Consider the following 12,285-nt stretch of genomic DNA (forward strand, 5'->3'; position numbering starts at 1 on the left):
ACACTTTTTCGAGACATAAGACTGAAGGTTACTTATTCTTAACCAAAGTCTTAACCAAAGTCTTAGCCAAAGTTTACAGCGCAAGTGTTCAGTGAAAATTTCAGCTAAATTTATTACTGCACTTTAAGCCGTTAACCAATTAGTCGTTAACCAAAGCGGCGCTTTAGTATGAACAGCAAAATAAGTGCATAAAAAAAGCCCTTACCTATTACAGGTAAGGGCTTTTTAATTAGCGAACAGCTATTATAAAATTAATCCTTGTTCGCTAAAATGATCAACCTAAGGTGATCAAGCTCAGTTTTGTAAACTTAGCTACTATAAACCGAAAGTACGAGATACAGATAAAACAATGCGTGAATCTGCACTATCAATATCCATATTGGTATCTTCAAGTGCTAGGTTAAAATCAAAGCCTTCATAACTAGTCATATATTCAACACGAGCATGATTGTACGCGTCGTTACCATTCCATGACCATTCATTAACATCGCTTGATGTTGAACGATCGAAACTGGCTCTAATATTATGACCTGGTGCTACTTCAAAGGTATGAGCAATCATAGTGATATAATGTCCAGCATCAAGACCAAAATAGTCCCAGCTGTACCAAAAGTTTAATTCGGTATTACCTACTGATGAAGTGTAGTTAAACTTGGCATAAGCCTCTGGATAATTATAAGTATCTGAAGCAGAATCACCGTGATAGGTATAGTAAGCAATACCCGCATCAAGGCCTGTTTTTTCGTCAAGTTGAAAGTACTTTCCTACGTAAACATCTAATTCAGCATTAGTGTCGTCAGCGCTGCCAAAATCTACAGTTGATGCCCAAGCGCCAGTATAAAAACCGTCAGCGCCTGCGTAATCTAAACTTCCTTGTAACGCAGGATCATTGCCTGTTTGGCTCACACCATTAAAGGTATAGTCAGACGTTAAATTAACTGTTGCCGATACATCAGCTAATGCTGCTGAAGAAGTGGCTAGTAAAAAACTTGTTGCTAAGGCAATAATACTTTTATTCATTATTTGTATACTCATTTTATTAGGTTACTTTTTCTAGTTTGGTAAAGTCGATTTTATTTTCTTCTGGTGAACTCTCTATTGCCGCTACTTCGTTAAATTTTCTTAACAGAATATAACCAAAGCAAGTGAAGAATAGTCCGATAACTACAGCGCCAACCCATTGGATTTGCAAGAAATCTAATTTGAATAGCAAGGTCAGTAAACTCAAGGCAATAATATTACCAAAGAAGTATTTAACTCTACCTATACGGGCTACGCCTATCTTCAAATTGTCTGTGTATAAACGGATCAATGAATCGAGAGAGTTAATGACAAAAGTAATACCGACAAATGCCATGGCAAGATTATAGAAACCAGTAGTTTCTATGCCGTTCATGCTGTAGTAATACAAGACGCTAAACCATATTGCGATCGGAATAGACGGAAAGATCAACATCGCCAGTAGTACTTGATAAGTGCGTAAACCACTGACAAAACGGGCGGTAAATTGGCCAATCATAATACTCCATGCAAACCACCAGTAGAGGTAGAACTCATGATAAGCATTCATTGGCAGCACAAATTCGTGGATGCTTCCAAAGTAGCCGCCCAACATGGCAAAGGTATTGGCAAATTCGCCAATGCTTGAGTTTTCACCAAAAAATGCGCCACCCCACATTACTGCAATCAACGCGATAAAAAGCCAAGTGGTAGACAGGCTCAAAATGCGCACATAACGTATGTTGGTACTTGAATACACCGCAAAGGCGATCACCAGTAATACAATTAAGTAAAAAATGCCAACCACAGACTCACCATCACCAAGTTCTGGCATATACCAAGGTAAGTTAGACAGTAATAAATAAGCAGTAAAGGCACAGGTGCCGATAATCACAACGTTATTAATGAATTTAACCAGCGGAATTTCAAAAAATTTTACGCGCGGCTCAATAACACAAAAGTAAAAACAGGTGAGAAAGTAAAAGCTCCAAATAAGAAAGGCCCAAAAACCAAACTCAATAGCTAAAGGATTGGTGAAACCATATTCAGGACTGGTGGCTAAATCGGCGTAGCCCGCAAACTCAGTTAATGGGAACATAATAAGTCCCACATCGAGTCCTGAGGTAAATAAAATGGCAATAAAGGTGAAAGTTTTAACGGGCGTTACACCAACACAGCGAATATTGCCCCATCGATATAATATAAATGCGATTGCGGAAAAGGTAAATAACATTCCGGCTGATAACCATGTGGTCATGATAGTGTCCTTATGATGTTTTTAATCAATATTAAGATAATTAACTCCTATTTTTTTCTTATAGTTATAGTGTTCAATATCAAACTTTTAGGTTTGAAAAATTAATTATTTTTGCCATGTTATACACCTAGGTATATAACATGGCGATGATAATTAATTTTGCTTAGAACACTGATGATTACACTTTAGTTGGTGGTGCGTTTTGCTACAGTTGAACGTTGTTGCTCTTGCCAGTTACCCGCTATGGTAACTGCGGCGTTAGATGGCGCTAACAGTGCTCGAGAGCGAATCATATCGGCGGCACGTTCAGCAACCATAATGGTGGGTGAATTAAGGTTGCCATTAGGAATTGTTGGGAATATTGACGAATCAACTACTCTCAGTCCTTCAATCCCATGTACGCGCGTTTGTGGGTCAACCACAGCCATTGCATCTGTCCCCATTTTGCATGAGCAAGAAGGGTGGTAGGCACTTTCAACCGACTGGCGTACAAAACTGTCAATTTCTTCATCTGTTTGCACATGAAGGCCAGGCTGAATTTCTTCGCCACGATAGTTATCAAGCGCTTGCTGGTTGATAATTTCACGGGTTAGGCGAACACAGGCACGAAATCCTTCACGGTCTGCTTCGTGCTCAAGGTAATTAAAACGAATTTCTGGGTGTACCTTAGGATCGTTTGATATCGCCTTGATTTGTCCACGACTTTTAGGCTTATTATGGCCAACATGCACTTGAAATCCGTGACCTGCAAAAGCTTCTTTACCGTCATAACGCATGGCGGCTGGTAAAAAATGATATTGTAAGTCGGGCCATTCAACACTGGCTTTAGAGCGAATAAAACCACAAGACTCAAAATGGTTGGTTGAACCTAAGCCTTTTTTACTTAATATCCAGCGCGTACCGATCAGCAGTTTACTCCACCAATCTAACTTGCCATTAAGGGTAATCGGCTGTTTGCACTTAAATTGAAAATAAAACTCTAGGTGATCTTGCAAGTTTTCGCCAACACCCGGTAAATCGTGTTTTACTTCAATATTAGCAGCTTCAAGCGCGGCTTTAGGGCCGATACCCGACAGTTGTAAAATGTGCGGTGAGCCAATAGAGCCAGCCGATAAAATAACTTCTTTATGCGCTGAGATATCAACCACTTTACCTTTGTGCTCGTACCTAACACCAACAGCTTTTTTACCCTCAAGTAGCACTTTATGTACTAGTGCATGGGTAATAACCGTTAGGTTGTTACGCACCATTGCTGGTCGTAAATAAGCGTTTGCCGTTGATGCACGCACGCCGTTTTTAACCGTCATGTGCATCGGGCCAAAACCCTCTTGTTGACCGGCATTATAATCTTGAGTTTCAAAATATCCGGCTTCTACTCCCGCATCAATAAAAGCTCTGTAGAGCGGGTTTTTCATTTCATTGCCGTTGTTTACGCCAAGTGGGCCATCTTTAGCACGATATTCATTGGCACTAAATGCCCAGTCTTCTGACTTTTTAAAGTAAGGTAAACAATGAGCGTAATCCCACTCTTGTGCGCCATGTTGTTGCCATTCATCAAAATCTTTGGCGTGTCCACGTACATAAACCATGCCGTTGATTGAAGACGAACCGCCTAAAACTTTACCTCTAGGGCAATGCATACGTCGATCATCAAGAAACGGCTCTGGCTGGCTTTCAAATTGCCAAGCGTATTTTTTTGAATTCATCGGAATAGACAATGCGGTAGGCATTTGAATAAAAATACTTTTATCGCTGCCGCCGGTCTCAATGAGCAAGACATTGTTATCACTGTCTTCACTGAGACGATTTGCTAAGACACAGCCAGCAGAACCTGCACCTACAATAATGTAATCAAATTTTTCGCTTTTCATTTTAAACCTTTTTAATAATTTACTGCATGAAGACCTTTTTACGATTTAACTATCGAACAATATTTGCGTTGTTCTGTGCGTTAAAAAGGACTATCGAGTGGCTGTAATCCGATATACACCGCTTTAATTTGGGTGAAATAATTCAGCGTAGAAAGGCCATTTTCTCGACCAACACCTGAACTTTTGTAACCACCAACAGGCATCTGCGCAGGTGAGGCGCCAAAGCTGTTTACCCAACAAATACCGGCTTCTATTTGATGAACAACGCGATGTGCACGGGTAATATCTTGGGTAAATACGCCCGCGGCTAAGCCAAATTCTGTGGCATTGGCTCGGCGGATTACTTCGTCTTCATCGGTAAAGGTTAATACGCTCATAACAGGGCCAAAAATTTCTTCACGGCAAATAGTCATCTCGTCGGTACAATCACCAAAAATAGTCGGTGCAACAAAGTAGCCATCAGGTGCATTATCTGGCTTAAGTGATGTGCCACCATGCACAAGTGTTGCTCCTTCTTTAATGCCAATATCGATGTACTCTTGTACTAATTTCATATGTTTAGCTGAAATTAGGGCACCAAAGTTAGTCTCAGGGTCCATTGGGTCGCCAACAACAATATTCTTTTTAGTACGTTCGAGTAGCTTTGCTATAAAAACTGGATACAGAGATTCTTGTACGAATACGCGCGTGCCGTTTGTGCACACTTCGCCTTGGGTATAAAAATTACCTAACATAGCAGCAGAAACAGCATTGTCGATGTCAGCATCATCAAAAATGATCAGAGGTGATTTACCCCCTAACTCCATAGTGACATCTTTTAGTGTACTCGCCGCAGCGGCCATTACTTTTTTGCCTGTACCGACTTCACCAGTAAAAGAAACTTTAGCAATCTCTGGATGATGGGTTAACCAAGCGCCTACTTCTCCAGCGCCTTGAACCACGTTAAATACGCCGTTGGGTAATCCTGCTTCGGTAAATATTTCTGCTAGCTTTAATGCGCCCAAAGGGGTTTCTTCAGAAGGTTTAAAAATCATCACATTACCGCAAGCTAATGCAGGTGCTGCTTTCCAGCAAGCAATTTGTAATGGGTAGTTCCAAGCACCAATACCAGCGCAAATACCTAATGGTTCACGGCGTGTATAGTAAAAGTCACCATCAACAGCTTGTTGGGTTCCTTCTATGCCAGGCGCTAGCCCAGCAAAAAATTCGATAGAGTCAGCACCGGACAATACATCAACTTCTGATGCTTCTTGCCATGGCTTGCCAGTATCAAGTACTTCAATTTTGGCTAATTCGTCATTACGCTCGTGTAATAAGGCTACGGCTTTCAGTAAAATTCGGCTACGTTGCGTAGCACTCATGGCAGACCAAGTCGCAAAACCAAGTTTCGCACTGGCTATCGCTTTTTCTTTAACCTGTTCGTCGGCAACTTCAACTTGATAAATAACTTTGCCCGTTGCAGGGTTAATCACATCAAATGTTTCACCACTGGCATTATCTATATAAGTACCATCGACATAATTTTTATAACGTATTACTGACAAGTAATATCTCCATATTGGTTAATTTGTTCATTGATAAAGTTTTTACATAATTGTTCAGCTTGGATAAATTCTGCATCAGGCCTCGGGCTTAATGCACAGCGCAGCCACAAGCCATCAATCATTGCAGCGGTTTTCATCGCCGCTATTTTTGCTACATCGTCTGCTAGTAATTGACGATATGAAAACAGCAGATTGCTATATAAGCGCTTACTATTGATATGTTGTAATCTTTTCAGCTTTGGCTCATGCATTGACTCGGTCCAAAAGCTCAGCCACGTTTTTATGGTGGAAGTAGAGCGTTGAAATGAGGTGAAGTTGGCCTCTACAACCATTTTAAGTCGCTCGGTTGCTTCAAGTTGTTGCCTAGGAATGCGCTCAAGCAAGGCTAACCTTAACTGTTCTAAAAGGTGCATTATAGTGGCTTCAATCAGGCCCTGTTTGCCACCAAAATAATGACTGATAATGCCCGAAGATAGGCCGGCAATACGACTAATAGTAATGATGGTGGTATTTTGTAAACCATACTCGCCAATCGATTCTATCGTGGCATTAATGAGTTGTTGTTTACGTATGTGTTTCACTCCAACTTTAGGCATAAGCTTCTTTATTTTTTATTGATTGAACGTTCAATTAATATCTATACTAACGGTTTTTGATGAAGTTATCAAACTTGCTTGCAATAATAAAAATAGCGACAGGTACCGAAACGTGTGGTTTCTGTTGTTTTTACTGCGCTATAGGTGAGTAATGGTCGCTATAAAATATATGGCATAAGTACCCTTAAAGCTTAGGGGTCTAATGATAATTTTTTAATGAATTGACCTAGATGTTGTTACTTTTACTTAAGGGGTTTTGGACTATGTAATAGCAAGTTGGTTAATTATTGGCTCATTTTTAAGGGGTAAAATGAAAAAATACGACCTTATATAATTTATAAGATGCATAACTACAGACTACATTTTATTTCTAGAATTTAGCCATTTTTTCAGACAAAAAAGTAGCACACTTAATCAAATTGGTATTACTAGAACTGGCCGGGGTAAATTTTCCTGCGCCTTTGATGCTAGCGGGAGAAAAGATGCTAGCGGGAAAAAAGTAGCGGGAAAAAAATAGCCTTGAATAAAGTGATGAGTACATTTGTGTCTCAAGAAGTTAACAGCCAAAAGTAAAAGTAAAAGTAAAAGTCGTCACGCTATTCTATCTACACGTTGCTGCTTGGGCTTTATAAAAGTTATAAAAGTCATAAAGCCCAGGCATTTAGAGTTTAATGTGTTGTGTAAAGGTGTCGAGCAATTCGTCTTTTCTATGCGTGACAAAGAGTAGGGTGGAGTTACTCTCTTTCATGATCATTTTAATGATTTTCAATATACGATGGCGATTAAACTCATCTAAACCTTGTGTTATTTCATCAAGGATCAATAACAAGGGCGCCTTAATCAAGGCTCTAACAATAAGTGCTAATCTTTGTTCACCAAAACTTAAATCATTAAATAATATTTTTTCTTTATTATTTAAGCCAACCTTTTTTAACCATTGCTGAGCGTATGTTGTTTGAAATTTTTCAGGTTGTTGATACAAGCCGATAGAATCAAAAAATCCTGACAGTACCACTGTCAGTAGATTTGAGTTTACTCGATATTGACGATGTAATTCAGGCGTGACTATACCCATGTCTTTTTTGAGTTGCCAAATGCTTTCTCCACTACCTCGTTGATGGCCAAATAGGGTTAAATCATTACTATAGCATTGTGTACAATCGCCGGTTATTAAGTGTAATAACGTTGATTTACCGCTACCATTTGGACCGGTAATTAAGGTATGTTGTTGTGGTTTAACGGTTAAATTTAGCTCCTGAAAAACGGTTTTACTTTGATAGCGCACTGTGCCATTAACTAATTTGATTAAATAATCATGCGGATATAACGCCGTGCTATAAAACTGTTCGGGCAGGGTTATTGTCTCATCATCATTTTTAAAAAAATCATCGAGCTTAGCTTGTGTATCAGCGCAATGTTGAGCGCCAATAACACTAAAGTCACCCTGTTTAATTATGGCTAATTGCTCACACCATTTGGGAATGTCGCTACGATTTCCTAATAAAAGAATGACGGTTATATCACTATTTTGGATAATGGTTTTAAACAATATCGATAAGGTTTCGCTACTTTCTTGATCTAAACTGTCAAAAGGGTCTTCACAAACAATCAGTTTTTTTTCATCTAACAGCGCTGAAAGTAAAAGCAGTTTACGCCCTTCACCTGAGCTTAATTGTCGGTAACCTGAGGTTAATAAGTGCGCTAAGCCTACTCGTTTGATCAATGGATGGTTTAGTTTATCTTGAGGTAAAAAATCTTGCACAAGTGTGCCAATATCTTGCTGATCTTTAAAGTCGCTGGTATCTATTTTTAACTCGTGTTCATAAATCTTTTGTTGTTGCTCAAAAGAAATAATAGCGATTTCATTTGGCGCAGGTAACAAGATTACCTCGACAGAATGTGGTGTTAATTCCCCCGATAATAATTGAGCAAGCTGTTGTTTACCTGAGTCATTAGTGCCCATTACACACCAAGTTTTAGATTGTCCAATAGGCCAACTCTCGATCATTAATTTTGTATGACAGTAACTTTTAATATCAAATTTATTCAAGATAACCAACTTTTTTAAAACACTATGCGCTATTATTTTCTACCACTTTGCGCTTTGCAAGCCTAATAATCGATATTGTTTTATTTCAGAGGTTAATTCCCTTCACGTAACTTCACTCGACACAGACCTTGATGCCGTGTGAATTTTCATCGAGAGACAAAAAGAAAAAAATCATCATCATGGCATGAAACTGACTTATAGCGGTTTTATTAATAAAAGGCTCTGCTTTATATAAAGGTAAAATATATACATACACAAGCCAGTAGTCGCTTGTTTTATCAAGTGAAATACTCAGAAAATTAATCAGCTTAGTCATCTGTTTTATCGGCAAAAGCATCGGTAATAGCGTCGGCAATATAATAGGTAATATAGTAGGTAATAAAAAACCCCTAATAATAAATATCAGGGGTTTGTTTTTAGACTTTAGCTAGTCAGTGAATTAGCCTGTAGCGGATAATGAATTAGGCTTTATCCTTTAGCGATTAACCGTTGCTAACATCTTCAAAGTCAGCATCAATAACATCTTCGCTTTTAGCTTCATCGTTGGCTGCTTCACCTTGATGTTGTGCTTCTTGGGCCTTTTCAGCTTGCATAATTTTACTGTAGGCCTCTTGCAAGGTCTTTTGTCGCATTTCAATCGCGGCTTTGTCATCACCATTAACCGCCATTTTTAGTTGCTCAATTAAAGTTTTAAGCTCAGTTTGCTGATCATCACTCAAACTTGTCATTGATGTTTGCACGGTATGAATTAACTGATCCGCTTGGTTACGTTGCTCAACTAACTCACGCTTTTGCTTATCTTCAGTGGCGTGACTCAGTGCATCGTTTACCATGCGATTAACTTCGTCTTCTGTTAAGCCACTTGAAGCGGTAATTTTAATGCTTTGCTCCTTACCGGTTGCTTTGTCTTTTGCGGTGACATTTAAAATACCGTCCGCATCAATATCAAAGGTAACTTCAACTTGCACTGAACCGCGTGGGCCAGGCTTAATATCAGTTAAGTTAAATTGACCTAACGATTTGTTGTCTGTCGCCATTTCACGTTGGCCCTGTAACACATGTACCGTTACGGCGGCTTGATTATCTTCTGCCGTTGAAAAGGTTTCAGAAGCCCGTGTCGGTATGGTGGTATTTTTCTCAATAAGCTTGGTCATTACCCCGCCTAAGGTTTCAATACCCAGTGACAATGGCGTTACATCAAGTAACAACACATCGCCCACTGTGCCTGACAACACACCCGCTTGTATGGCAGCACCCATGGCAACGGCTTCATCTGGATTAACATCTTTACGTGGCTCTTTACCAAAAAAGTCTTTAACTGCTGCTTGTACTTTTGGCATGCGTGATTGACCGCCAACCAAAATGACTTGGCTAATATCCGCTTTGCTTAAACCCGCATCCTTCAATGCTTGTGTACATGGCGCTATGGTGCTTTTTACTAAGTCATCAACTAATGACTCTAGTTTAGCCCGAGTCACTTGTATTTTTAAGTGTTTAGGGCCGCTAGCATCAGCGGTAACGTAAGGTAAATTTATGTCAGTTTGTAAGGCTGATGACAATTCGATTTTTGCTTTTTCCGCCGCTTCTTTAATGCGCTGTAACGCTAAAGGGTCTTGTTTAATATCAATACCGCTTTCTTTTTTAAACTCACTCGCAAGGTAATTGATTAAGCGTAAATCAAAATCTTCACCGCCTAGAAAGGTATCGCCATTAGTGGCTAATACTTCAAATTGTTTTTCACCGTCTACATTAGATATTTCAATAATAGAGACATCAAAAGTACCACCACCTAAATCGTAAACCGCCACTTTTTGATCAGCTTTACTGTTTTTGTCTACACCGTAAGCTAATGCGGCGGCTGTAGGTTCGTTAATAATACGCTTAACATTAAGCCCAGCAATTTTACCTGCGTCTTTAGTTGCTTGGCGTTGTGAATCATTAAAGTAGGCGGGTACAGTAATAACCGCGTCAGTGACTGTTTCACCTAAATAAGCTTCAGCATCTTTTTTCAATTTACGTAAAATTTGTGCTGATACTTCCTGTGGCGATAAGGCTTTACCATTAACTTCAACCCAAGCGTCACCGTTACTTGCTTTTATAATTTTATAAGGCGCTAATTTAATATCTTTTTGCACCTCTTTATCATCAAACTTACGACCAATTAAGCGCTTAATTGCAAATAATGTATTGGTGGAGTTTGTTACCGCTTGTCTTTTTGCGGGTTGGCCGGCTAATGTTTCATTGTTGGCATAAGCAACAATTGATGGTGTGGTGCGGCTACCTTCTGCATTTTCAATAATTTTTGCCACGCCGCCTTCCATAACGGCGACACATGAGTTTGTTGTACCTAAATCAATACCAATAGTCTTAGACATAATAATCACCTATTCTTTTTAAAAGAACTTAATAAAAAAGGTCTGATGCTTTATGGCTATTACCAGTAAGCAGTTTGACCGTATAAACAACTTCGAATAAACCCTATGACTCTAAAGGATTAACGCAAGGTGTTTGGTTAGTGGCGCTATTTTACGAAAGCTAATAAAATGCTTCTGTCACAAATATGACAGTAACGATGATTTTGTGTTTTTTTATTCTTTTATTTTTTTTAAAGATAAAAATCAGCAAATTAACCCGGTAAATAGCTAAGATAAAATGTTTGCAAAGCAATATTAGCTTTTGCTATATAGCGATAACTCGTTAGAATAAAAACACTTGCTATTGCAACAACTAAAGCTACTTATTTATGTATAAAAATGTCACTCATTTACCGCAAAAAGCCAGTCCGGTACTCGTCAGGCAAGCTAATATTTTTGCCGACTTACCTATAAAGTTAATTGAAGACTTTCAACAAGAATTTCAGCTTGATGAATGGCGCAAAGGTGATTACTTTAATTCCGACTTATTAACCCAGCGTTTTTTTGTGGTGATTGATGGCAGTTTAGAAATTAAACAAAGTAACCCTGAAACCGGCCGAGAAGCTACGTTAGATATGCTTTATGCCGGCGATTGCTTTGATTTAATGGTGTTATTAGATGATCAACCGCATGACGTTATTATTTCACCCTTAACAACAGTAAAATTACTGTCAGTAAAACTGGCAACAATGCGACATTGGCTGTGGACGTATCCTGAATTTAACCAACAGTTTATGCCTTATTTAGCGAAAAAAATGCGTGAAAAAGAGCAGCAAGCTAGTAGCCTAGTTTTACACGATGTTACTACGCGTTTAAGCCGTATTATTTTAGAGCACATTAATAAAATTAAGTTTTATACCGGCGCTAAAACAGAAGAACATCAGCATCATTTAGTTAATGGCTTAAACGATGAAACCTTGGCGCGAATGACAGGCTCAGTCAGGCAAGTAATCAATAAACAATTACAGCACTGGAAAAAAGCCGGCACCATTGATAAAAAACGTAATCAACTGATTGTTAAAGATTTAGAAGCATTAGAAAAAGCGGCTAAATACAGCCAAGATTTAACCAATGCGCCGTCCATTAAACGCTAATCGCGATAACAGCTAATGACTTAACCAAGCCATTATCGCTTTGATAGGGAACGGGAGGCTTTACTGGTTATAGTTATGACTTTTTCTTATGCTAAATCTAGGCTAATTTTTAGTACATTGAAGCGGGTGATCTTTATTAAGGTGAACGTTCTTGATAACACTAAAAAAATAACTAGATGGATAACTAGAGAGATAACTAGAGAGATAACTAAAAGAATAACTAGATGGATAATAATGGTTATTTTGAATAGACATGCAAGGAGATATTGGTTTATTCTCAATTAACTTAAAGTAGACGCATAGAAAAAAAGTGGCATTAGGCTAGACTCAGAATGATGGAATTCTGCACAAAACCTTCAATTTTCTCATAAAAAACTGCAGGCCGCGATCCTAAAATCAATATTTACTTCAATGGTTACACAAGCTGTAGCACATGTTTTTTTGATAATAAGGAGTTAA

General features: G+C 38.8%; 8 protein-coding genes. 1 reads left to right on the forward strand and 7 read right to left on the reverse strand.

Annotated elements, in window-relative coordinates; genetic code table 11:
• Positions 1 to 315 precede the first annotated feature (315 nt).
• The 7 genes from H4J61_RS11530 to dnaK form a co-directional block, all read right to left on the reverse strand.
• Complete coding sequence (locus H4J61_RS11530) at positions 316 to 1,020, reverse strand: TorF family putative porin (protein ID WP_182185225.1); 705 nt, start codon at positions 1,018 to 1,020, stop codon at positions 316 to 318.
• Between the two features lie 19 nt (positions 1,021 to 1,039).
• Complete coding sequence (locus tag H4J61_RS11535; RefSeq protein ID WP_182185129.1) at positions 1,040 to 2,257, reverse strand: BCCT family transporter; 1,218 nt, start codon at positions 2,255 to 2,257, stop codon at positions 1,040 to 1,042.
• 185 nt (positions 2,258 to 2,442) lie between these two features.
• The gene (gene betA / locus H4J61_RS11540) at positions 2,443 to 4,128 is read right to left on the reverse strand and encodes a choline dehydrogenase (protein ID WP_182138106.1); all 1,686 of its coding nucleotides are present in this window, start codon (positions 4,126 to 4,128) and stop codon (positions 2,443 to 2,445) included.
• 80 nt (positions 4,129 to 4,208) lie between these two features.
• Positions 4,209 to 5,672 carry a betaine-aldehyde dehydrogenase gene (gene betB, locus H4J61_RS11545; protein WP_182138107.1) on the reverse strand — a complete coding sequence of 488 codons (1,464 nt, stop codon included), beginning with the start codon at positions 5,670 to 5,672 and terminating at the stop codon, positions 4,209 to 4,211.
• On the reverse strand, positions 5,663 to 6,268 hold the full coding sequence (gene betI, locus H4J61_RS11550; RefSeq protein WP_182185130.1) for a transcriptional regulator BetI: 606 nt from the start codon (positions 6,266 to 6,268) through the stop codon (positions 5,663 to 5,665). The genes betB and betI overlap by 10 nt, the downstream gene beginning before the upstream one ends.
• A gap of 661 nt (positions 6,269 to 6,929) precedes the next feature.
• Positions 6,930 to 8,318, reverse strand: coding sequence for an ATP-binding cassette domain-containing protein (locus H4J61_RS11555; protein ID WP_259363269.1), 1,389 nt, complete (start codon positions 8,316 to 8,318; stop codon positions 6,930 to 6,932).
• A 482-nt stretch (positions 8,319 to 8,800) separates the two neighbouring features.
• Positions 8,801 to 10,693 carry a molecular chaperone DnaK gene (dnaK, locus tag H4J61_RS11560; RefSeq protein ID WP_182185131.1) on the reverse strand — a complete coding sequence of 631 codons (1,893 nt, stop codon included), beginning with the start codon at positions 10,691 to 10,693 and terminating at the stop codon, positions 8,801 to 8,803.
• A gap of 368 nt (positions 10,694 to 11,061) precedes the next feature.
• Between dnaK and H4J61_RS11565 the strand changes: the two genes are divergently transcribed.
• Positions 11,062 to 11,826 carry a Crp/Fnr family transcriptional regulator gene (locus H4J61_RS11565; RefSeq protein WP_182185132.1) on the forward strand — a complete coding sequence of 255 codons (765 nt, stop codon included), beginning with the start codon at positions 11,062 to 11,064 and terminating at the stop codon, positions 11,824 to 11,826.
• Positions 11,827 to 12,285: the final 459 nt, after the last annotated feature.

This window comes from Colwellia sp. MB3u-4, assembly GCF_014077065.1.
Classification (GTDB): domain Bacteria; phylum Pseudomonadota; class Gammaproteobacteria; order Enterobacterales; family Alteromonadaceae; genus Cognaticolwellia.

Excerpts from the sequence above, each read along its gene's own strand:
- H4J61_RS11530 (WP_182185225.1), bottom strand. The coding sequence starts at position 1,020 with ATGAATAAAAGTATTATTGCCTTAGCAACAAGTTTTTTACTAGCCACT.
- H4J61_RS11535 (WP_182185129.1), bottom strand. The coding sequence starts at position 2,257 with ATGACCACATGGTTATCAGCCGGAATGTTATTTACCTTTTCCGCAATC.
- betA (WP_182138106.1), bottom strand. The coding sequence starts at position 4,128 with ATGAAAAGCGAAAAATTTGATTACATTATTGTAGGTGCAGGTTCTGCT.
- betI (WP_182185130.1), bottom strand. The coding sequence starts at position 6,268 with ATGCCTAAAGTTGGAGTGAAACACATACGTAAACAACAACTCATTAAT.
- dnaK (WP_182185131.1), bottom strand. The coding sequence starts at position 10,693 with ATGTCTAAGACTATTGGTATTGATTTAGGTACAACAAACTCATGTGTC.
- H4J61_RS11565 (WP_182185132.1), top strand. The coding sequence starts at position 11,062 with ATGTATAAAAATGTCACTCATTTACCGCAAAAAGCCAGTCCGGTACTC.